The sequence below is a fragment of the Prosthecobacter sp. SYSU 5D2 genome (assembly GCF_039655865.1).
GTDB lineage: Bacteria > Verrucomicrobiota > Verrucomicrobiia > Verrucomicrobiales > Verrucomicrobiaceae > Prosthecobacter.
In genome coordinates this window covers 401,111-422,886 of record NZ_JBBYXL010000003.1, presented here as the reverse complement: position 1 = coordinate 422,886, position 21,776 = coordinate 401,111, and the positions used below count along the sequence as shown (strand labels likewise).

Genomic DNA, 21,776 nt, shown 5'->3' with positions numbered 1-21,776 from the left:
CATCCTGTCAGTGGCGCCTCATGCCGGGCGACCAGAGGCGGCAGCTTGGCTGGCTGGGGGAGGCCAGGGATCTTAACCGTGTCATGAAGGGCATTTTGATGGCGGGCGGCAGCGGCTCCCGGCTTTATCCGCTGACCCAGGTGGTCAACAAACAGCTCCAGGCGGTTTATGACAAACCCATGGTGTACTACCCGCTGACGGTTCTGATGGCAGGCGGCATCCGGGAAATTTGCCTCATCGCCATGGAAAGAGATCTGCCCAAGTTTCAGCAGTTGTTAGGGGATGGCCGCCAATGGGGGATCAAACTGGAATACCGGGTGCAGCCCCATCCGGAGGGCATCGCCCAGGCCTTTATCATCGCGGCGGATTTCATTGGGAACGGCCCCGTGACTTTGATTTTAGGGGATAATCTTTTTTTTGGCGGAGACGCTCTGCCCAGAGCCCTGGCAGACTTCAAAGGAGGAGCCACCATTTTTGCCTACCATGTCACCAACCCGGAGTGCTACGGAGTGGTGGAGTTTGATGCCGGCGGCCAGGCCGTTTCCCTGGAGGAAAAGCCTGCCCGTCCCCGCAGTCAATACGCCGTCCCCGGGGTGTACCTCTACGACGGGCAGGTGGTGGAAATCGCCAGGAGCTTAAAGCCATCCGAAAGGAATGAACTGGAGATCACCGATGTGAACCGGGCCTATCTGAGCCGGGGCCAGCTTCAGGTCAACCGTCTCAGCCGGGGTTTTGCCTGGCTGGATGCTGGCAGCAGCAGCAGCCTGTTTGAAGCAGCGGCCTTTGTACAGACCATAGAAAAACGGCAGGGGATCAAGCTGGGGTGCCCGGAGGAAGCGGCACTGAGGCGGGGATTTCTCAGCCTGGAAGCCTTTGAAAAACTGGCCGCAAGCATGCCATCTTGTGAATACCGTCACTACCTTGAGGGAATCGGAAAAGAGGCCGCCCGCCAGCATCTGCCGCTGCCGTCATGAATCTCCTCATCACAGGCGGGGCCGGTTTTATCGGTTCCCATCTTATCCGTCACATCATTGACCGGCCGGAAGTGCAGAAGCTGGTCAATCTGGATGCACTCACCTACGCCGGGAATCTGGATCACTTGGTCGGCATTCATGGGCAACATCTCAAATACACCTTTGAGCAGGTGGATCTCCGGGAACGTGCGGCCGTCCATCAGTGTGTAAGGCAGCATCAGATCACCCATGTGATCCACCTGGCGGCTGAATCCCATGTGGACCGCTCCATCCAAAACGCCACCCCTTTCATGGAGACCAACGTGCTGGGCACCCACCACCTCCTGGACGCCTGCCGTGCTGCCTGGGGAAATGAAAATTCCGGCCACCGTTTTATCCACGTCTCAACCGATGAAGTGTATGGCAGCCTGGGGCCGTCTGATCCCCCGTTTACAGAAGAAAGCCCGCTGCTGCCCAACTCTCCCTACTCCGCCAGCAAGGCTGCCGCCGACTGCGTGGTGCGCAGCTACCACAGCACCTACGGTTTCCCCGCCATCATCACCCGCAGTTGCAACAACTACGGCCCTCACCAGCACCCCGAAAAGCTCATCCCCACCGTCCTCGCCTGCCTCCGCGACCGCCGCCCCATTCCCGTTTATGGAGATGGCCGGCAAATCCGCGAATGGCTGCACGTCAGCGACCACGCGGAGGCTCTCTGGCAAGTCCTGCTGAAAGGCAGGGCAGGGGAAGTGTATAACATCGGCTCCGGGCAGGAGTGGCAAAATGTGGAGCTGGTGGAGCAGCTTTGTGATCTATGGGATGAAGAGCATCCGGCCGGAACAGCCTCTCGGGTACTGATAGACTTTGTCATTGACCGTCCTGGTCATGATTGGAGATATGCCCTCAATGTCTCGAAGATAACTGAATCAATAGGCTGGAGGCCGGAAATCGGATGCGTGAAAAATGCATGGCTGGCAGGGAAGGGAAAATTTGGGTAATCAGGGGTAGGGGGCACGCCGTCAGCAAAACCAATGTCCTTTACCAGACGAATCTTCTTTGGAGCAGCAGCGAGCTGGTTCAGCCGCCTGATCACCATTGTTCTGGGACTGGTGTTGCTGCCCATTCTGTTTAGAAATCTGCCGAAGGAGGAGTTGGGGATCTGGCTTTTGTTAGGCCAGAGCTGGGCTGCGATGGGCATTCTCGATCTGGGATTTGGAGCAACGTTAACCCGGCAGATTGCGTTTGCAAAAGGCAGGAGCGGATCTGATCCTGGGGTAAGCCTCAATGAAGAAAGCCTGGCGGAAATAGGCGATGTGCTGGCTACAGGTGTGCGGATTTACAAAGCTCTGGCAGTCATTGCGTTTCTTATCTCTTTCGGATTGGGGGCTCTTTATTTCAATGGGCTGAATCTTGAAGATATTCCGGCCTATGAAGTCTGGATTGCGTGGGGAATCTTGTGCTTAAGTTATGCGGTCAATACTTGGGCCACACCTTGGAGCTGTCTGCTTCAAGGCGTGGGATACGTCGGGTGGGATTCTCTTTTGCTTAGTTTTGTCAATGCCCTCACCCTGGCAGGCCAGATCGTAGCGGTGCTGTTTGGCGGAGGCCTGGTCACCCTGGCCGTGGTGGCGGTTACCGGTGCAATCACCCAGCGATTTGTATTTCTTGCCTTTACCTTGCGCGGATACCCTGAGATCTCCAGGATGAAAGGCGTGTGGCAGAAGCGGATCTGGCAGAAAATGCGACCTCTGGCCCTGCGGACCTGGCTGACTGCACTTGGCTTCACATTGGTGTTGAATACAGATCACCTGTTCGTCGCCAGGATGGGGGGGGCTTCAAGCCTGCCTATGTATAGGGCCGCCTATTTGATCTTTTTAAATCTGAATGTGCTGGCAGTGACGGTCGCTGCGATCTCGGCAGTATTCATCACCCAGCTCTGGCAAAGCGGGGAGATTTCTGAAATTCAGCGCATCGTCATTCGGAACTCCCGTCTTGGCATGTTTGTGATGGCTGCCGGGGGCGGCTCCATACTTGGGCTGGGATCGCAGTTTTTCGATCTTTGGCTGGGGCCGGACAGCTTTATCGGGCTGCCCGTTGCTACCGTGTTCTTTGCTTTGCTTCTGCTGGAGGCGCAGGCCTACATCCTCACAACTGCATCCCGTGCGACTGAGGATGAGGCATTTGTGGTCTGGGCGCTCACTGCGGGAGGTCTCAAAGTGCTGCTCTCCTGGCTGCTCGGCAACCGCTATGGGGTATTGGGCATCGCGCTGGGAACCTTGATTGCCCAATTGCTGACCAACCATTGGTATATGGTCCATCGTGCTTTGCAAAGGCTGCAGATTGGAATGCGCTCATATTTGGTGCGTGTGGTGGTGCCCATGCTGATCCTGCTTGGGGTGAGTTTCTGGATGTCACTTTTTATCTCCCGCTTTTCGGGATCTTATGGCGTATGGCTGAACGTTGTTGCCGCCCTGACGCTGACTTCGGTCATGCTGTCCGTGGCATTATGGTATGGTGTCCTGGAGAGGGCACAGCGTGACCGCTTGATCCACCGTGTTACCCTTATTTTTAGATGAATTACAATTTAGCCAGGAGGTTTGTACCCCGTACTCTGAGAAACTGGCTGCGCAGTCCGGCCAGATCAGGTGAGTATATATTTCACCGAATCGCCTTCCTGGCGGGAGCCAGGCGCAAAGTTAGTCCCGCAGAAGGGTGGGAGCTGTGGTGCCATCCTGCTGCTAGGAGCTGTTTTGAAGTGTTCAGGAGCGATGCCTCCCAGGCTGAAGAACTTCAGGCTTTTGCATCCCAATGCACACCCGCAATGAAGCTTTTGGACGTGGGTGCGCACTATGGTCTGTTTGCACTGGCCTGCAGGCACTTCGCCGGGAAATCTGCCCAGATCCTGTGTGTGGAAGCATCGCCCAAAGCGGCGGACATCCTGCGGGCCAATCTTGAGATGAACGGTGCAGACAGACAGGTTACAATTATTAACTGTGCCATTGGAGATGCTGATGGCCAGCTTGAGATGCTTTCCACCGGACCCCTCGGAGGGGATTATTTTGTTTCGGTTTCAGAAGCCAGGTCAGATACTGTGTCAGTGCCGCAACTTACACTGGAGTCTTTAGTGGCCAGGACAGGCTTTGAGCCGACGCACGTCAAGCTCGACATTGAGAGTTTTGAATATGAGGCCATTGGAGCAAGCCTGGGCTTTTTAAGGAGGGTGCGTCCCGTTCTTTTTCTTGAAATTCATGGTTCCATGCTGGTAAAGCGTGGCATCAATCCTGCCCGCATTCCTGAAATGCTGGAGGAATGCGGTTACACCATCTGGGATGGTGAACTTAAACGCCTGGACAGGACTGCATTGGCAGATCTGCACTACGATTGCCGCGTCATATGCAGACCACAGCAGGCTGCAACCGGCGATGCGGTTTAAAGAGTACGGGGTGGTCAGGCTGGCCTGATCATTTAAAATCCAAGGCGCCTGTGAAAGTACTGTTTATAACAGGGAATTTTCCTCCGTTGAGCGGGGGGCTTAACGGGGGGGCTTTAGTGGCTTTGCGCGTGGCCAGATCTCTGGTCAGGTCAGGGGTTGGTTGCGGTGTCTTTAACGGTGAGACCGCGCAGAATTTCAATGGCCGCCTCAGGAAAAAAGTTTGGAATGGGATGCCCACCTGGTCGCTGTCTGTTGGAGACAGTTTGCTGACCCCAAAGGGGGGCGAGACTGAAGTGGCCGCCGCTCTATTGGCTGTCTGCAGGGAGTTTGAGCCTGACCTGATACATGTCTTCCAATATGAATGCTGGCATGGTCAGCTAGGGGAAGCCTTGGAAAGAACCGGGGCTGTTCCCGTTGTTTTTACTGCTCTGGACTTTGGTCCATTTTGCGCCAGATCCACTTTGGTGACGGGGCAGGGGGATATTTGCGAGGGAAATCCAGGGCGGGAAAAATGCTCATCGTGCCTGATGAGCGGCCGCACACCACTGATCAGATGGGTCCGGCGGGCTTCAAGCTTGCTGCCGGAAAGGGCCGTGGATTGGCCTTTCGTGGCAACGGTGGCGAGAGATGCAGCAGGCAACCGGAAGAGGCTCGGCGAAGCTCTGGAAAACTGGCCCGCATTTCTGCGGGTCACACGCCGTTGGATAGCACCCTCAATAGCAATGTCTGAAAAATTGCGGGCTCATGGGGTGAATCCATCGGCAATAGACCATGTCCCATACGGATTTGACGCTGCTCCGGCACGGTCAAAAAAAGTGCACGGGGGAGATATTGTTTTTGGTTATGCAGGACGGCCTGTTTACGAAAAAGGATTTCACCTGATGACTGCGGCTTTTGCCAGGGTTGCAGCCGTTTGGCCCAATGTCCGTTTGCTATTGTTCGTCGCTAAAAGTGAACTGTTCCGCCCGTATGCTGCTGACGCACGGCGCTGCCTTCTGCCTTTCGAGGAGAGGATTGAATGGGGGGAGTTTGACGGGGCGGATGAAAAGTCAATTGCCGTGGCTCATTCAAAGATTCATTGCATGATTGTTCCATCGGTCTGGCTGGATAATCTTCCCCTGACAGTGGTCGAATCCCTCGCTAACGGAACTCCTGTGATTGCATCCACCCATTCCAGTGCTGCTGAGCCCATTCAATGTGGCCACAACGGGCTGCTTTTCAACTGGCTGGAAAAAGGTGCTCTTGCCACGCAAATGGAACGGTTTGTTGCAGATGCGTCCCTTCGGGAAAATCTGCTGGCCAACGCAAGTTACACGCGGGGATATTCAGACGAAGCGGCCAGCATCCTCAAAACTTACGCCTCATGTTTGCAGGAGACCGGTTTTGCGACGGAGCCTGCCCGGGCACCCTTCCGCACAGAATAGCCGTGCCTGTGATGAGCTGCCCCATGGTCAACAACAGTCATGCATGCATCCGGCCGTTGCGCATTCTCATGCTGGCGGTTCCATTTTACCCAATGACAGGAGGTCTTGAAACAGTGGCGGCAGTCTTGGCCGATGAAATGTCCGCGCTTGGCCAGGATGTCACGCTGGTCACCCTGGCAGACACAGAGGCGGCAGACCGCAGACCCTACAAAATCATACGCAGACCTTCCGTTTTGACGCTTCTATGGCAATTTCTGCAAGCCGACTGCGTGTTGATCCATGGCATCACGCTCCATCTAGGATGGCCGGCACTGTTTCGGACTTCCTCCACGGTGATCATACACCACGGCTTCTGCATTCTTGAGCAACCTCTTAACTTTATGCGCCGCCTGCTCTTGCGCGGCGCCACCAATGTGGTGATTAGTAAAGCCGTCGGGACCAGTGTTACCGGAGATGCTCCCTGTATTTACAATCCCTATGAATCTTCCATTTTCAGAATCCGTCCGGTTAAGCGCGTGCCGGGGTCTCTGATATTCGTGGGGAGGCTGGTGCCTGAAAAAGGAGCGTTGGTTCTGATTGAGGCCCTGGCACACCTCAAAAAAAGAGGTCTTGCTTACCCGCTGACGGTTGTGGGGGAGGGGCCTTGTCGGGACGAGATCATGGCTGCGGTGAAGGCTCATGGATTGACAGATCACATCAGTCTGGCAGGCCGTGTGACCGGTGATTCCCTCGCTGAACTGATGAACCGCCACCACGTGGCTGTAATCCCTTCTTTCTGGGCCGAGCCCTTTGGAGTCGTTGCGGTGGAAGCGATTGCCTGTGGATGTGAAGTGATCGGTACAAGCGATGGTGGTCTTCCGGAAGCCATAGGCCCTTGTGGAGTGACGGTTCCCAATGGGAATGTCGAAGCGCTGGCAGCAGCCATCGAAAATTTGGCAGCCCAGCCTTTGCGCGTCGAAGAACAGGAAGAAATCCGGGAAGCTCATCTGCAGCAATTTCAACCTGCCCGTGTAGCGGGAAGCTATCTCAATCTTATTCATCGGATGCTGGGATTGTCTGCATGACCACCATGTCGCGAGAGTGCCGGGTGCTTGTCGTGCAAAATGGCGCGAGGCACAATTATGCTGTTCCTCTGGCGCTCGCCAGACATGAAATGCTTTCGGGTTTTTACACCGATGCGTGTGGTAACCAGGGGCTGGGAAAAGTGGCATCCATGCTGTCGGGTATTTCTTCCTTGAGCAGGCGTTTCAGCTTGCTGAAAAACCGCAAAGTTCCTGAAAGCGTTCTGCCGTTCACCCGCACGTTTCCAATTTCGGCCGCCATGGACAGTCTGGCTGACTCTCTCTCAGGTGCTGGCAACCAGGGGCGGATGCTTGGCATGTCCATGATCCGAAAAGGTCTGGGTGAGGCGGACTTGTTATACTCCTCCTTCGGCTGGTCACCAATTTTTCTTGCTCATGCAAGGCGGAAGGGGTTGCGGGTCGTCACTGAGTTTTATGTCCGGCCTTCCTACTGGAAGGTGCATCGGGATGAATACGCCCGGTTCCCGGACTGGGAGCTTCAGCCTCCCTACATGGCGTGTGCAAATCCCACCGAAAGATTGCGCATGTTCATTTGTGAGCTTTCAGACGAAGTCATCGCCCCCACTCAAGCGGTCAAAGAGGACATTGTTGCGGAAGGACTTTTCCCTGCAGCCCACATCCATGTGGTTCCCTACGGAATTGATGAGGCTTTTTTCAGCATCAAAAACAGACCCGACCCTGGGAGTGTCCTCTTTGTTGGAAGTTGTACTCTCATGAAAGGCATCCATTATCTGGCCATGGCAGCCCAGCGCATCGCGCAGGGTGCTGGCATGGGGCGGATATCTTTTACCGCAGCCGGGGATGTGAGCGACGTGGTCCGTCACAAGCCGCTTTGTTCAGCCATCCGTTTTCTGGGACGGGTTCCCCGCGTGGATATCAACCAGCTTTATGAAACTGCAGACGTCCTGGCTTTTCCCACCCTTTCGGATTCCTTTGGTGCCGTCATTTTGGAGGCCATGGCGGCAGGCATCCCTGTCATCTGTTCTCCCTACTGTGCAGATATTGTCGAGCATGGCGTCAGCGGCCTGGTGGTGGAACCCAGAGACAGCGAGGCATGGGCTCAGGCCATCCTGACGCTTACCCATGACCGGGAACTTCGCTCGCGCATGGCCATGGCCGCAAAATCCAGAGCCCTCCAATATACCCGGGACTGCCATGCGCGCATTCTTGCCTCTGCTCTCAGCAGCATCCATGGCAGGCTTTCTGAAGCCTGATGGCCGCGGACTGTCCACCATCCTCCAATCTAATTAATTCGCAATTCCCCTACCCGGCATCCCGGAAAACTGCCAAGATGAGTTACTTGCAAATTGCTGTCATGATCACCACCCGCAACAGATGTGCGGATTTGCGAAGGACGCTGGAGAGAGTGATGCGCCTCAATCCTGCACCCGATGAAATATTGGTCACGGCTGATGGATGCAGTGACGGCACGGTGGAAATGGTGAGGACGGATTTCAGCATGTGTCAGCTTTTTGTGAACGAGAAGAATCTGGGCTCCATCTATTCCCGTGACCGGATGCTGCGCACCGCCACAGAGGACATTGTGCTGAGCCTGGATGATGACAGCTACCCGGTGGACGATGATTTTTTGGACCGGCTCAAAGAATGTTTTGCCCGGCATCCTGAAGTTTCCGTGGTCACATTTCCTGAACTGCGTGATGACGGCTCCTACGTGCCGCCCTTCAGATCACCCCAGATTCCCGGACATTATGTGGCCGCCTATGCGAACGGTGCCGCAGCCATGCGCAGGCAGGACTACCTTCGCACCGCCGGGTTCCCGTCATTTTTTCTGCACGCTTACGAAGAGCCTGACTATGCACTGCAAGTGTATCATCTGGGCCGGAGTGTGTGGTTTGAGCCTGCACTGACCATTCGCCACCATTATTCCCAGGCAAACCGTGATGAGCTGCGCACCCATCATTTAAATGCGAGAAATGAAATCTGGAGTGTCTGGATGCGGTGCCCCGGGCTCTGGATAGTCCCGGTCACGCTGTTCCGTGTGCTCCGGCAGTTTTGTCATGCGTGGTCAGTAGGCGCTGCCTGGGTAATAAAGGAACCCCGCTGGTGGTGGGCAGCAATGAAGGGGATGAGGAATTGTGCCCGCTGCCGCACGCCTGTGCCTTGGAAAACATACCTCGGCTGGATGCGCATGGCGCGCATGCCTATTTTCAGCCGGAGCGACCTAAACGGAAGGTTTGGGTTCCGTGATGCTTTCTAAATTCGTAGTCTTTGATGGGAATGCGTCAGACGGTTGTTTCAGCCGCCACCTACTCCTTTGCCGATCGGTCACTTGGTAAGCTTATCATGCATCTGCAGTCACTCACGAATCACCTCAGACTCTGGGTGCTTCTTCCTGTCTTGCTCCTGCTGGGAGAGCTGGCTGGGCGAGCGGAGATGATGCTGCTGCACCGTGAAATGTTCACTTCAGCAGAGGCCCTCACGCCGGAGAGTCCGGGAGAAAATTTCACCTCGGTAGCTGGAAATTTGCTGTCACGGCCTGGCGGTCCGCACTTGGCTGGCAGTCCAGGTTCCAGTGCAGAGCTGAGAGGGCAGGGGGCTCCTGCTGTTGGCTGGTATAATTTTGCTTCCTCTGACCGCCGGAAGATATTCGTTGGAGCCTGGTTTATGCTGAAAGATTTGCAGGGAGGATATGTGGACCTGCTTGGTCTATGTGACATTTATGGCAACACCTCCCCCTATATTTCCATTCAGGATGGCAAGCTTGGCGGCGGCATCATGTTCAATTCATTTACTCCTGCCGGCGTGTCATGGAATAACCAGTGGATATATCTCGGCATAGCCATCCATCTCAAGTCAGGCACGACTGCAGATGTGCGTTTTTATTACAAGCACGTCGGCCAGCCCATGCAGTCCTGGGCACCCATTGATAACGGCCATGCAGGCATTGCCTCTCTTGGATACACGTTCGCAGGAAGCTGGTCCTATGGAACTTTCCTCAAAGGCCGGGTCGGCGCTCCTTCAGCCTATGCTTTTGAAGAGAATGACTTCTCCGACGTTGCTTATCCGGCTGATCTGATCGAGCCGGAATCCAGACTGACCTGGTATTGTGATCCCCTAAGCGGTGACGATGAAGCTGATGGCACCTCTCCGCAAACTGCCTGGAAATCGGCTGCCAAAGTGAACGAGGAAAGTCTCTACACAGGTATGCTGCCCGCTAGCAGTTACGAAGAGGGGGATACACTCATTATCAATACTGCGGGGCAGGAACTGGACCTCGACGGAATTGCACTGAAATTCTCCACTCCCGGACTTAACGTGAGGGCTGCGGAGGGGCAAGAATGGATCCGCATCAAAAGTCACCGTGATCTGCCAGCCACATCCTGGGTGGTGACCGCCACGACCAATGTCTTCGCAACATCAGATACGCAGGATCACATCGTGCTATGGGAGGATGACAAATTCATGCATCATCCGACGGGGGATTCGTTTGCCTCTGTCCAGGAAGCGCTGACATCAACGCCCGGGTCTTTCTGGACAGACGGAATCACCCTGTATGTGCATCCTTTCGGCAGCACGGACCCAAGGACAGATGGGAAGCGGTATGAAAGGAGCCATAATTTTTCAGATGGCGGGGCGGTATTGATCAATGCCTCCAATGCCAGGGTGCAAGACATCCGCACTGGTAAGACTTGTCTGGCCCATGCGCTGACCAATGACCCGATCGGCAGTTATTGTCTGGCATTCACAGCGGTTCCTGGACAGTCTGTTGTGAGGCACTGCTTTCTGTATTATGGGTCCAAGCACCTTATTGGTATAGCAGAAGCAGGACTTAGAGACGATGTATTGGTTGATGATGTCCAGTGTGAGCAAGGCTCCCCCTATCCAGGACCTGGTGGCCAGTCTGTTTTTGTGTCATTCACCCACTGGCAGGAGGATCTTCAAATCGTTCACCGTTTTCACCGCTGCCGTTCCCTGGCAAACTCGGGTTTGATAGGCTCGGCTGAGGGAGTGATGGCTCTGCATTATCCTGTTTATTATTGCCACAACATGGGTTTTCCAGATGAACCCCAACAGTTTGACAGGTTTGAGTTCATTGACTGCGATTTTGGCAAAGGCAATATTCAAGGTGGAGGGGTTAAGGAAACCTTTCTCCAGGGGACTCGCTGTGGTACTCTCGCCTTATTGTCAGATGTTGTGGCCGAACGTTGCACTTTTCAAGGCATGAACCAGGTTTACCCAGGGGCTTCCTTAAATGAGCGACACTGCATCCATGTGATTTCCGGAACTCTAGGCCGCAATCCTGTTCATGGACGTGTGGACATCCAGTCTTGTTCTTTTGACGCTCTGCAGGTGACGGATATTTTGGGGGGGGTGCCCCAGTCTTCTCTGTTCACGAGAGAAGGAGAATTGGGATTTGTTTTCCGAAACAATTTGGTGCTGATGCCTGAGTCAGTGCCTTTAGCCAGCGTGTTTGGAAATTTTGAAAGCCAGGACAGTCTTCAGTTTAGCCACAATGCTTATCAGCTTGGAGAATCGAAGATACATCACATGTTCAAGGAAGATAATGTCAGTCAAAACCTCAGCTTTTCCCAATGGCAGGCAAAGGGCCAGGAGTCAGGCAGCTTCAACATTGAAAATCCTGAGCTGGACGGACTGCGACCTCAGCCCAGAAGTCCGCTGATCAACGCAGGCCTTGACTTGGGACCAGCCATAGATCACAGCGGGCAATTTTTCAAACGGCGCAATGACATCGGGGCGTTCGAATCGCCCGCCAGCAGCTTTAGCGACTGGCAGATTGAAAATTTTACAGAGGAGGAACTGGGTGATCCCGAGATCAGCAGTCCATGCGCCAGTTATACTGGAGATGGTCAGACGAATCTCATGAGGTATGCAATGGGATTTGCCGCTGAAGGTACGACCGCATCACCGGTTCAGGTAAAACTCCAGAGAAATATTTCCCAAGGCGTGGACAGGATTGAAGTCCTATACCGCCGTTCTAAATGGCTGTCTGATCTTACGTTACAGCTCATGGTTAGCAATGATCTTACGATGTGGTCTCGGGCAAATGTCAGCAGTGAATCTGTATTAAGCGAAACCAGTTTGGCGGAAACTGTTTCAAGCGTTATTATTTGTCCCATCAATGGTCGTGTGTTTGTCAAACTCAGGGTAGAACAAAACTGATGGATTCTGAAGGTTGGTAATGAAATATTAGACGGCCCTATGGAGGGGCAAGATCAGGTGCACCGGGCATCTTATTCTTTCATGATGAGTAAAATCAAAGCTTCTTGTGTTGAGGATCACAAAATCAATTTTTTATAAAGCGGCATGTCGAATTTTCCAACGCAGAGGTATTTGCCACGCATCAATAAGTTTATTTTTGCAATGAGCCGGAGACATGGCCTATTCACTCTCGTAAGGTTGCACCAGCGTTTCTTCAGCGGAATCCAATGTGTGACGATACCGTCAGGAGCCAGACTGACAATTCCAGACGATCCACATTAGTTTGAATTTCATTCGGGAATCCACAAAGCTCTTTTCATTGCTGCCAGAACTCGGGCTGCTAACTACACCTGGAAATGCTACGGGGATCGGCTGGTGGCTGAGTTGAAATCTTTTCCTGGCTAAAAACCCTGGCAAGCCAGCCGAAATGTGGATGACGTAACCTTCACGAATGTCAGGAAATAACCAAAATATAATATAAGTAGTATGAGGGAAAAAACCTGTCATGTGACAGATAATCCAATGGAGGGCCGTCTTTTGCCGCCATCTTCTTTTTTGAAGCGCCTATATTTTTATGGTTCGCGTTATGGTTATGTGCATGCGGTGTTGAGTTACATTGGACGGCATTCTTTTCTATTTTGGAGTCTTGTTGGTCCTTGGGTTACCAGGAAATATCTTAAACAATGGCTTGTCAGTGGGAATGTCCATATTGTCAATTTAGGTGGAGGTTCAGTGCTGCATGAACGTTGGCTGACAGCTGACATAGACCCCAGAAGTGATGTCTGGGCCGATTTGACGGGTCAGCTGCCTTTCCCTCCCAATTCCATTGATGTCTTTTATCTGGAAGAAGTCATTGAGCATATCTCAAAAGAGCAGGGTGAGGCTCTGCTCAGCAGATGTTTTCAAGCTCTAATGCCTGGGGGATGGATTCGAATTACGACCCCCAGTCTTGATTATTTCATCGAACAAGTGCGTTCAAAGCCAGATGACACCAAGCCGATCAATGATATTTTCTATCTGCATGATCACCGGCATATATATTCAGAAAATGAGCTGGAGTCACTTATTCGTAAAACAGGATTTAGTGAGGTAATCCCATCCAGTTACAGGGATAAAAATTCAAATTTTGGGGGGTTTGATACACATCCCATCAGATTTCCAATGGCTGTCCCTGAGTGTTCTCAATACTGGGAAGCAAAAAAAGAATGAAGGACATCCTGTTTCAATTGAAGGTTACTTTAATTGATGGAGGGCGACATATGATCGGTGCTGCTTGCTCAAATATATGAAGCAGTATTTTTAGTTGAATAATAACTGACTTGTTTCAGAAGTAAGAACGCCAATATAGTGGCGGTTCATCATGGCCTTGGCCAAAATATAAAAACCCTTTTTTGACATCTCGAATGCTGTCTGCCTGGATTTCCTGGAAAGTGAGGGGTATTGGTTTTAAGCCCAAGGTTTACCAACCTCTAGGCGGAGCTGTTCTCGGGTTTCGCAGATTCGGCATTCCTGCAGCTTATAGAGGATCAGAAGGACCGTTATGGGCTAACACCATGTTCAGGAATGAGGATCTCCAATGCTAAACGACTGCCGGTATTAAATATATGGTTCCGATTTTACTAAATAGCGATTGGGTAAATGAAGTGCCGTTTATATGCCCGACCCAGCTCAGCAAGCAGAGGAACTCCACCGCAACCATCTGTCCGCATTTATTGCAGCGTGAGTTTGGCAGTTTAATTTTCAGCTCTAATGTTTATCAACTGACTGCCGGAGTGCCCGTTTTGCTGCCTCTGGAGGGAATTGAGGGCGATGAAAAAATCACGGAAGAGGAGAGGAAGAAATTTTATATTCAACATTACGGCGGGAGAAGCCGTTTTGAAGATTTGGCCTCCGATTATCTGGCGCATGAACGCGAAATGGTGCGCCATTTCATAAAGGAAAAAAAGATTAGGGGTTGGGTACTTGAGATCGGCTGCGGGACGGGCATTTTTGCGGATTGTTCCTCGAAGTACATTGGCATGGATTATAGCTGCTCCAGTGTTTTTGCGGAGGGCTTTGAAAACTTCCGGCGTTTTGTTGGAGATGCGCAGTACATCCCTCTCACAGACTCTTCCATGGAGATGGTTTTTTCTTTCAATACCTTGGAGCATGTGCCCCGGCCGGACCTTGCCTTTCTGGAGGTTGACAGGGTGCTGGCGCCTGGCGGCTATGCCATTTTGCATCCTGCCTGGAACTGCAGCTTTATCCAAAACCGGCTGATTCCCGTTCGCTCCTACTCAGAGTTGAAAGGAATGGACAAGCTTGTGAAGATTTCATTGCCAGCCCTGCGCAACAGGGGCGTCAAGTTCTGCCTGCGTGTGCCCCGCCGACTATGGCGCGCGCTGGCGAATTTTGGAAGGTCACATCTGCCTCTGCATTATCAGGAATTGCAACCTTATATGGGGAGTGATGTTTTTATAGCAGACTGTGACGCCTGCGCTTCGATAGATGTCATGGACGCCATCTTGTTTTTCAAGTCCAGGGGATATGAATGTCTCAGCCATCCTGGAATGTTTGATCAAGTTCTCTCAGGCCATAAGCCTGTGGTTGTTAGAAAACCATAAAAGCCGATCGAATCATGGGCTTCTTTAAAAATGTGTGCACATTGTTCACCGTCCCAGGCATGATGCGGGACTGGCTGCGATGGAAACTTCATCATGTAGGACTGGAGCCCGGAGTGAAACTTCCTTCGGGGGATGTGATGCGCGGGTTCAGGAGTTTCAGCGAGTACCGAAGCGCGCAGGGCATGGTCCCGCCGGTTGCTGAGGTGAATTTTATTAGCAGCTTTGCCGGCTCCAGGGGCATCATACTAGATGTGGGTGCGAATATTGGCAGCATGGCCATGATCTTGGCGCATCTGCGCCCGGACTGCATTGTCCATGCCTTTGAACCTTCGCCTGAAAGCTTTGCCTGCCTTAAGGCCAACCTGCTGCGCAACCATGCCGACCGGGTCATTCCCTGCCAGTACGCTGCCAGTCAGGCAGATGGGCGGCAGTGTTTCCTTAATGACAGCAGGTCACCTACTAGCAACCGCCTTGTCACGACGGAGGATGGCGAACCTGGACCCTTCGTGGAGGTCAGCGTGGTCAGTCTGGACAGTTTTCTCAAACCATACCTTGATGACGAAGTGGCTTTCTTGAAGATTGATGTTGAGGGCCATGAGCCGTCGGTATTGGCCGGAGCGGATATGCTGTTGCGAAGCGGCAGATGCCGGGCCGGGCTGGTGGAACTGTGCCCTGAAAATCTCCATAATGCGGGATATGACGTGAGTGATCTTCTGTGCGCTGCGGAATCTGCCGGTTGGTGTCTCCGCCATCTTGATGACGAAGGAAATCCTGGCCAGATCGTAGATGTCAAAAACGCTTCTGGTGTGGTGCTGGCCAATGTGGCTCTGCTGCCCAGGAGCTGAATTTATGATCGCCGTCGCAGACGTTAACACGATATGGCGTGCCAAGCCGTTTGAGGCCTTGTCTGCGATGACGCCGGTCCTCGGTTTGGCACCTCAGGACCTCCTGGCTGCGTGGCGCCTGCGCGCCGGAAGATCATCAAATTCGGTTGCTGCAAAGTTTGGGAAACCGGTTTTAATGCCCCCCGGTTGGGCATCCCGCTGGCAAAAATGGACTGGAAAACGGTTGTGGAGCTTGGTTCAGCAGCACACTCAAAATCAGATCGGAAGCCTTCACGGTTTGGTGGTGACCTCACTTCATTATGTCGAACTGGTCAAACTGGCATCACCTCATCTGGCCACATTCTACTATTGTTCCGATGATTACACACAATATGAGGGTTGGGGTGGTGAGACAGTAATAAAGAAGGAGGCGCAACTGGTCCGATCTGTAAATCATGCCTTTTTTGTCTCGCAGGTGCTGGCAGACCGCGCTGTCCATGAATATGGAATATCTGCCGACCGCGTCAGTGTCTCACCCAACGCCACTGATGCGAAAGGTCTGGATGCGGTGGATGAACAGCAAATGGGCGATCTTTTTCATGCTTTTCCCACACTTCGTCGGCCGCTGGTCGGAGTCGTGGGGGGGATCAATGACCGGTTGGATTTTGATCTCATTGCATCCTGCGCTGATCTCGCTGAAACGGGCAGTCTGGTGCTGGTTGGAAGTGTGGACAAGGCTTTTAAAAGTGAAGGCCTGACACGGCTGCTTTCCCACCCGAAGTGTGTGTTTGCAGGGCAGCAGCCACATGACAAGATTCCCGTTTGGATGCAGGCCCTTGACGTGGCCTTGATCCCTTATCGGGATACACTCTTGAACCGTGCCTGCTCCCCCATGCGTTTATATGATCACTTGGCGGCAGGGAAACCTGTCGTCGCGACAGACTGCTGTGACCAGGTCAGTTCATTTCATGAAATGATCCATATCAAAGGGCAGAAGGACAGCTTTGTGCAGCAGGTGGCTGAGATGATCTGCAGGGAGGCCTGCCCCGGAGCGCGTCTTCCTGCTATGCTAAAGGCGGCCGGTGAACACACCTGGGATGTTCGCGCCAGGAGACTCGCGGCTGCGTTTTCCAAGAACATGGCATGAAGATTTTGCATTTTGTTCAAAGCTCAGATGCCAGCATTGGCGGTTCCCTGACCGTGGCTAGAGCGCTGGTCAAAGCTCAGAGGGAACTGGGCATGGATGCCTGGCTGGTCAGTCTTTATGAAAATCCGGCCGCCAGTGAAAAGGCGGTTTTGGAGCCTTTTGAAATCTGCTGTGCCGCCCCACGCAAGTCACGCTGGACCCGCGGGCTGCTGGCATTGCGAAGTCTGGTCAGGCGGCTGCAACCGGATGTCATCCATCACCACGATGGCATTCTATGGCCGCGACTGGCCTGCTTGGGGCTGGGAATAGCTAAAGTCAGTCATGGTCATGTAGGCGCACCCGCAGCACTTTTTTTTTCTTCGGCGTGGTGGACACATCTGGTGACGCTGATGACTACCCATCACCTCATTGCCATTTCCAGCTGGGTGGCGGAAAGCTGGGCCTCCAGCGGCATGGCAGGGAGCAAACTAACCGTGATTCCCAACGGAGTGGACCGCCGGCGTTTCTTTCGCAGGAAGGCTGATGTCCGTCGTGCTGTCCGGTCACGTCTGGGAATCTCTGAGGGTGACACCCTGTTGCTCTGGGCTGGACGCCTGGACAGGGAGACTAAGGGGCTGGACCGGCTGGCAGGCGTGTCAAAGTGCCTTTCTCCTCAGGTTAAACTGGTGGTGATGGGAGACGGGCCGGACGGGGCCTGGCTAAAAGAGCTCTTAGCGGACCAATCCTTGGGCATCCTGCCTGTTTTTACCGGCATGGTGGAAGATCCTGCCGAGCTTTTTGGATGTGCTGACGCTTTTCTGTTCACCTCAAAAGTTGAGCCCTTTGGCCTTGTTTTGTTAGAAGCCGCAAGCAGCGGCCTGCCAATCTATGCATTTCCCTGTGTGGGTGGGGGTAGCGATCTGTTGGAAAAATTTCAGGCTTATGTTGGTGACGATGCGGATTATACCAAACTGGCCGCTGCGGTTTCACAGGGAGTTGCCACGCTTCCCGTAGAAAGTCAAAAATGGCTGGGTGACCTCTGCTCCTGGCGGTCTGCGGCTGTTTCATGCGCCCAGGTATATGCCGATGTGAACATGGCCTCCGCCTCTGCGCGGGTTTCTGGTGACATACTCGGGCAGCATTGAGGCCGTTGTGGTTATGAAGTCGAAAATCCTGTTAAAACACGGAGAACTAAATCTGTTAAAACAACCGTTTATGCCAAATTGGACCTGAGTGGTTGTGGAATTGGAGCCCGGCTGCTCGGAGGGCTGTCCGCAGGCGGCCACTTTTATTGTCTCCAAGGTCAGGATGAATTGAAGGACAAACCAAAGTCCATAAAGTTTAGATTAATTGCGTCGGCCCTTTAAAAGATGAGTGACCTTTATTTGATATTACTAGTTATCGGCATCGCTGCTACTCTGTTGCGTGTCGCAGGAGATTCTGCCCGGATCTTTGAATACCCATACTTTATGTCTGCGGTATTCGCAGTTTTCATACTTCCGCAGGCCTTTTCGCTAGCCCGCTTTCCCGGTCGTGTATCTGATGGGGCGGTGGATGATGCGCTGCTGATGACCTGCTTGTGTTTTGCCGCCTCAGTGATTGGCTATAGCATCGCTCCCTCAATGAAGCTGGTCAGGCTGGTTGTCCGGCCGGTGTTGCCTGCCCGTATGCTGCATATTGGCGCATTCTTTATTCTATGTGGATATTTCTTTGGTTATCAACTGACTCAGGTCGAGGTGGAGTATAATGACCAGAGAGGAGGAATGACGGGGACCGGGACTCTTTATCTGTTCTTTGCAAGCTTGAAACTGCCAGGCCTGGCAATCGTTTTCAGCCTTCTTCTGCGGGAATTTACTCTTCCACGTTTGCTTTGGACTTTCCTGGGAATTCTGATTCCTTTAGTTGAAGTGTTCTTAGCTGGGCGCAGGGAAGCAGCTGCGGCATTGGGGTTGGTCGGTTTTCTTAGTTTGTATTTTAATCGGCGCATAAAACCCCCGGTTCTGTTAGTGTATGGTGCGTTGAGTCTGGCCATGCTCGCCATTCCTGCCACTGGCATCTACAGGGAACTTGCGTATCAGGGACGAATGGTTGAAATCAGAAAGCTCGATCTGATTAAGAATTTCAAAGATTACTTCGGCAAAGAATCTATTTTGGAGCTTCGCAATGCTGCGGCTGTTATTGAATCCACCCAAAGGTTTGGCAATTACGACTTTGGGGCAGGATATTGGAACCAAATGGTATTTCGATTCGTCCCTGCTCAATTGGTGGGCAAGCAGTTTAAAGATTCGTTGCTGATTGGATATACTGTGGAGGATATGTTCAAGGCCGAGAGAGGCACTGCGCATGAATTTATGACCGGTTCAACTCAGACCGGCATGGGGGACTCATTTAAACAGTTTGGTTGGTTCGGATGTCTTTTCTTTGCGCTGGTGGCGCTGATTTTCCGTTCGTTCTGGCTCGCCGCCATTCACCCGCACGCCATGTTTGCCCAGCTAGTTTACCTGCTTATCTGTACTTCTGCCATGCGTGCGGTAACCCACCAGACAGTGGATTTCCTGCCCGGATTTACATATCAGTTCATTTTTCTTTGGCTCGGACTTTTGTATGCACAAGACCGAGGTCCGAGGTTTACGTCTGCTGGACGGGCGAGTCCGGGCAAAATGGCAGGAACCGGCAACGGCCCTCCACTACAGCTCCCATCATCTCAGTAGCCCGGCTGGCTGCGGGCGTTATCAAAGTCTGGAATCCAAGTAAATCTTAAACTGACCCGTGATGGTGGCTCTTTTGTTTGACCACTTTGGTCCGTATCACTTGGCCAGGCTGCGCGCGGCTGGGGGGGCGGCGGATGTGAGAGGTATTGAGTTTTATAGGCGGAGTGCGGATTATGGCTGGGCCGTCGCTGAAGGGCGGGCGGCCAATGTGGAGACCCTGGTTCTGTCTGCGGGCCGGCCGGCTGGCTGGAAGGGGGCTTTTAAAACGGCGCTGGAAGGTGCTTTGAATGAACTCAGACCGGAGGTCGTGGTCGTTCCCGGATGGAGCGCTTTTGAGTCTCTTTGGGCCCTAAAGTGGTGCCTGGCTAATAATGTGCCTGCGGTGGTCATGTCGGAGAGCTGTGCGCATGATGAGCGGAGAAGCTGGCTGACGGAGTGGGTGAAGGGCAGGGTGCTGGGGTTGTTTTCTGCAGGGCTGGCGGGAGGCCGTCTGCATCGGGATTATCTGATGCGGCTGGGGATGGCGGAGGAGCAGATTTTTCTGGGCTATGATGCGGTGGACAATGAGTATTTCCGCACCTCTGCCAAGAAGGCGAAGGCGGGAGGCAAGATGCCACTTTCAATGGCAGATCTGACTGCGCCGTACTTTCTGGCCAGTGCGCGGTTCATCACCAAAAAAAATCTGCCGTTGCTGCTGCGTGCCTATGCCCGATACCGTGAAGCGGCGGGCCGGCCCTGGTCGTTGGTCTTGTTGGGGGATGGTCCGATGCGTGCGGAACTTGAGGCGCTGGTGGTGGAGCTCAAACTGGAGGACTGTGTGCTTCTGCCAGGCTTCAAACAGTATGAGGAGCTGCCTGCCTACTATGCGCATGCGAGGGTCTTCATCCATGCCAGCACGACGGAGCAATGGGGACTGGTGGTGAATGAGGCTATGGCAAGCGGGCTTCCGGTGCTGGTTTCGAACCGATGCGGTTGTGCGGCGGATCTCGTCCGTGATGGGGTCAACGGTTATACTTTTGATCCCCGTGATTCTGAGGTACTTGCACAGTTGATGCTGCGCATGAGCAGGCTGTCTGATGAAGAGTTGGGGCGCATGGGACGGGCTGGGGAGGAAATCATCAGCCAATGGGGGCCTGAGCGCTTTGCCCACGGTCTGCTGGGCGCAGCAGAAGCGGCGACAGCCAAAGGTCCACGTCAGCCAGGACTGTTTGACCGGGTTCTTTTGAAACTGCTTTGCCTCCGATGAAAATTGCGATGGTTTCCTCTTCCGCTTCGCGCTCTGCGGGAGGCATATTTGAGGTGGAGCGGCGATTGAGTCTCGAACTGGCGGGGCCGCTAGGGCATGAGGTGGAGGTTTTCTCCGGGGAAGATGTTCATTCGCTTGCGGATGCGCCTTCCTGGTTGCCGCTCCGGCCCAAGCTTTACCAGTGTGTTGGGCCAAAGGCGTTTGGCTATTCGCCCGGCATGTCAGAGGGGCTTGAAGCCTGGAATCCAGATGTGGTACATTTGCACATGCTGTGGATGTATCCTTCTCTTGTCGTCAACCGCTCGGCCCGGACTTCAGGGCGGCCTTACATGATCACGCTCCATGGCATGCTGGATGCCTGGGCTCTGAGAAATTCATCATGGAAGAAACAAATGGCGCTGTTTTTGTATGAGCGCCGGAATCTGCAAGATGCTGCTTGCATCCAGGTTCTGTCGGAGGCGGAGGCAAGGTCGGCCAGGGAGTTTGGATTGGGCAACCCGCTTGCCGTGATTCCGAATGGGATGGATTTGCCGGATGAAGTGCAACTCCGCAAGGCTCCGGGCGGCCGTCGCCGGCTGCTGTTTTTAGGACGCCTGCATCCGAAAAAAGGTCTGATGAATTTGCTCCGCGCCTGGAAGGCCGTCATGAGTTCTGAGGTAGGCAAGGGCTGGAACCTGACCATTGCAGGATGGTCTGAAGTGGGACATGAGGAAGAGCTGATGAAGCTGGCTGATGAACTGGACATTCCCTTTGAAACCGTCAATAGGGGAAACGAGGGTGGAGCCAGGCTGGTGTTTTCCGGCCCGCAATTTGGCGCGGAGAAAGAAGCCTGTTTGCGTGATTGTGATGCTTTTGTCCTGCCATCGCTGAGTGAAGGGTTGCCTATGTCGGTCCTGGAGGCGTGGGCCTACGGAAAGCCGGTTCTGATGACACGCATGTGCAATCTGCCGGAGGGTTTCGCGGCAGAGGCTGCCATCCCCGTGGAACCGGAGGCGGCCAGTTTGACTGAAGGACTCATCAAGCTCATGCAAATGACGGAGGCGGAGCGACTGGCGATGGGACTGCGCGGAAGAAAACTGGTGGAATCCCGTTTTACATGGTGCCGGGTGGGAGCACAGATGGCGGGTGTGTACCGTTGGATGGTCGAAGGAGGCTGCCCGCCTTCTTGCGTGATGATGGTTTAATTCGGATTT

The 21,776-nt window shown here is 53.5% G+C and carries 17 protein-coding genes; all 17 read left to right on the top strand.

Going from position 1 to position 21,776, the window contains the following annotated elements:
• Positions 1–83 precede the first annotated feature (83 nt).
• The 17 genes from rfbA (at position 84) to WJU23_RS06700 (ending at position 21,767) form a co-directional block, all read left to right on the top strand.
• Entirely contained in the window at positions 84–974 is an 891-nt protein-coding gene (gene rfbA, locus WJU23_RS06780; protein WP_346331918.1) for a glucose-1-phosphate thymidylyltransferase RfbA, read from the top strand.
• A complete protein-coding gene (gene rfbB / locus WJU23_RS06775; protein ID WP_346331785.1) occupies positions 971–1,951 on the top strand; it encodes a dTDP-glucose 4,6-dehydratase in 981 nt (326 codons plus the stop codon). The genes rfbA and rfbB overlap by 4 nt, the downstream gene beginning before the upstream one ends.
• A gap of 33 nt (positions 1,952–1,984) precedes the next feature.
• A complete protein-coding gene (locus WJU23_RS06770; protein WP_346331784.1) occupies positions 1,985–3,529 on the top strand; it encodes a lipopolysaccharide biosynthesis protein in 1,545 nt (514 codons plus the stop codon).
• A gap of 245 nt (positions 3,530–3,774) precedes the next feature.
• On the top strand, positions 3,775–4,386 hold the full coding sequence (locus WJU23_RS06765; protein ID WP_346331783.1) for an FkbM family methyltransferase: 612 nt from the start codon (positions 3,775–3,777) through the stop codon (positions 4,384–4,386).
• Complete coding sequence (locus WJU23_RS06760; RefSeq protein WP_346331782.1) at positions 4,347–5,810, top strand: glycosyltransferase; 1,464 nt, start codon at positions 4,347–4,349, stop codon at positions 5,808–5,810. Before WJU23_RS06765 ends, WJU23_RS06760 begins: the two co-directional genes overlap by 40 nt.
• 23 nt (positions 5,811–5,833) lie before the next feature.
• Positions 5,834–6,874 (top strand): glycosyltransferase family 4 protein, encoded by a 1,041-nt coding sequence (locus WJU23_RS06755; protein WP_346331781.1) that lies wholly within the window; start codon positions 5,834–5,836, stop codon positions 6,872–6,874.
• Positions 6,871–8,106, top strand: coding sequence for a glycosyltransferase family 4 protein (locus WJU23_RS06750; RefSeq protein ID WP_346331917.1), 1,236 nt, complete (start codon positions 6,871–6,873; stop codon positions 8,104–8,106). The genes WJU23_RS06755 and WJU23_RS06750 overlap by 4 nt, the downstream gene beginning before the upstream one ends.
• Positions 8,107–8,207: 101 nt before the next feature.
• On the top strand, positions 8,208–9,110 hold the full coding sequence (locus tag WJU23_RS06745; protein ID WP_346331780.1) for a glycosyltransferase: 903 nt from the start codon (positions 8,208–8,210) through the stop codon (positions 9,108–9,110).
• A 20-nt stretch (positions 9,111–9,130) separates the two neighbouring features.
• Positions 9,131–12,034 (top strand): hypothetical protein, encoded by a 2,904-nt coding sequence (locus WJU23_RS06740; protein WP_346331779.1) that lies wholly within the window; start codon positions 9,131–9,133, stop codon positions 12,032–12,034.
• 525 nt (positions 12,035–12,559) lie between these two features.
• Positions 12,560–13,282: a methyltransferase domain-containing protein gene (locus WJU23_RS06735; RefSeq protein WP_346331778.1), complete on the top strand. Its 723-nt coding sequence runs from the start codon at positions 12,560–12,562 to the stop codon at positions 13,280–13,282.
• Positions 13,283–13,677: 395 nt separating this feature from the next.
• Entirely contained in the window at positions 13,678–14,676 is a 999-nt protein-coding gene (locus WJU23_RS06730; protein WP_346331777.1) for a class I SAM-dependent methyltransferase, read from the top strand.
• A 59-nt stretch (positions 14,677–14,735) separates the two neighbouring features.
• Complete coding sequence (locus WJU23_RS06725) at positions 14,736–15,521, top strand: FkbM family methyltransferase (protein ID WP_346331776.1); 786 nt, start codon at positions 14,736–14,738, stop codon at positions 15,519–15,521.
• Positions 15,522–15,525: 4 nt separating this feature from the next.
• On the top strand, positions 15,526–16,647 hold the full coding sequence (locus WJU23_RS06720; RefSeq protein WP_346331775.1) for a glycosyltransferase: 1,122 nt from the start codon (positions 15,526–15,528) through the stop codon (positions 16,645–16,647).
• Positions 16,644–17,771 (top strand): glycosyltransferase family 4 protein, encoded by a 1,128-nt coding sequence (locus WJU23_RS06715; protein WP_346331774.1) that lies wholly within the window; start codon positions 16,644–16,646, stop codon positions 17,769–17,771. Before WJU23_RS06720 ends, WJU23_RS06715 begins: the two co-directional genes overlap by 4 nt.
• A gap of 225 nt (positions 17,772–17,996) precedes the next feature.
• Positions 17,997–19,337 carry a hypothetical protein gene (locus WJU23_RS06710; protein ID WP_346331773.1) on the top strand — a complete coding sequence of 447 codons (1,341 nt, stop codon included), beginning with the start codon at positions 17,997–17,999 and terminating at the stop codon, positions 19,335–19,337.
• A gap of 61 nt (positions 19,338–19,398) precedes the next feature.
• The gene (locus WJU23_RS06705; protein ID WP_346331916.1) at positions 19,399–20,583 is read left to right on the top strand and encodes a glycosyltransferase; all 1,185 of its coding nucleotides are present in this window, start codon (positions 19,399–19,401) and stop codon (positions 20,581–20,583) included.
• Entirely contained in the window at positions 20,580–21,767 is a 1,188-nt protein-coding gene (locus WJU23_RS06700) for a glycosyltransferase (protein ID WP_346331772.1), read from the top strand. Before WJU23_RS06705 ends, WJU23_RS06700 begins: the two co-directional genes overlap by 4 nt.
• Positions 21,768–21,776: the final 9 nt, after the last annotated feature.

Coding starts and splice junctions, on each gene's coding strand:
- WJU23_RS06765 (WP_346331783.1), top strand. CDS start 3,775: ATGAAGCTTTTGGACGTGGGTGCGCACTATGGTCTGTTTGCACTGGCC.
- rfbA (WP_346331918.1), top strand. CDS start 84: ATGAAGGGCATTTTGATGGCGGGCGGCAGCGGCTCCCGGCTTTATCCG.
- WJU23_RS06710 (WP_346331773.1), top strand. CDS start 17,997: ATGAGTGACCTTTATTTGATATTACTAGTTATCGGCATCGCTGCTACT.
- WJU23_RS06740 (WP_346331779.1), top strand. CDS start 9,131: ATGCGTCAGACGGTTGTTTCAGCCGCCACCTACTCCTTTGCCGATCGG.
- WJU23_RS06750 (WP_346331917.1), top strand. CDS start 6,871: ATGACCACCATGTCGCGAGAGTGCCGGGTGCTTGTCGTGCAAAATGGC.
- WJU23_RS06735 (WP_346331778.1), top strand. CDS start 12,560: ATGAGGGAAAAAACCTGTCATGTGACAGATAATCCAATGGAGGGCCGT.
- WJU23_RS06705 (WP_346331916.1), top strand. CDS start 19,399: ATGGTGGCTCTTTTGTTTGACCACTTTGGTCCGTATCACTTGGCCAGG.
- WJU23_RS06700 (WP_346331772.1), top strand. CDS start 20,580: ATGAAAATTGCGATGGTTTCCTCTTCCGCTTCGCGCTCTGCGGGAGGC.
- WJU23_RS06730 (WP_346331777.1), top strand. CDS start 13,678: ATGGTTCCGATTTTACTAAATAGCGATTGGGTAAATGAAGTGCCGTTT.
- WJU23_RS06715 (WP_346331774.1), top strand. CDS start 16,644: ATGAAGATTTTGCATTTTGTTCAAAGCTCAGATGCCAGCATTGGCGGT.
- WJU23_RS06725 (WP_346331776.1), top strand. CDS start 14,736: ATGATGCGGGACTGGCTGCGATGGAAACTTCATCATGTAGGACTGGAG.
- WJU23_RS06770 (WP_346331784.1), top strand. CDS start 1,985: ATGTCCTTTACCAGACGAATCTTCTTTGGAGCAGCAGCGAGCTGGTTC.
- WJU23_RS06720 (WP_346331775.1), top strand. CDS start 15,526: ATGATCGCCGTCGCAGACGTTAACACGATATGGCGTGCCAAGCCGTTT.
- WJU23_RS06755 (WP_346331781.1), top strand. CDS start 5,834: ATGGTCAACAACAGTCATGCATGCATCCGGCCGTTGCGCATTCTCATG.
- WJU23_RS06745 (WP_346331780.1), top strand. CDS start 8,208: ATGATCACCACCCGCAACAGATGTGCGGATTTGCGAAGGACGCTGGAG.
- WJU23_RS06760 (WP_346331782.1), top strand. CDS start 4,347: ATGCAGACCACAGCAGGCTGCAACCGGCGATGCGGTTTAAAGAGTACG.
- rfbB (WP_346331785.1), top strand. CDS start 971: ATGAATCTCCTCATCACAGGCGGGGCCGGTTTTATCGGTTCCCATCTT.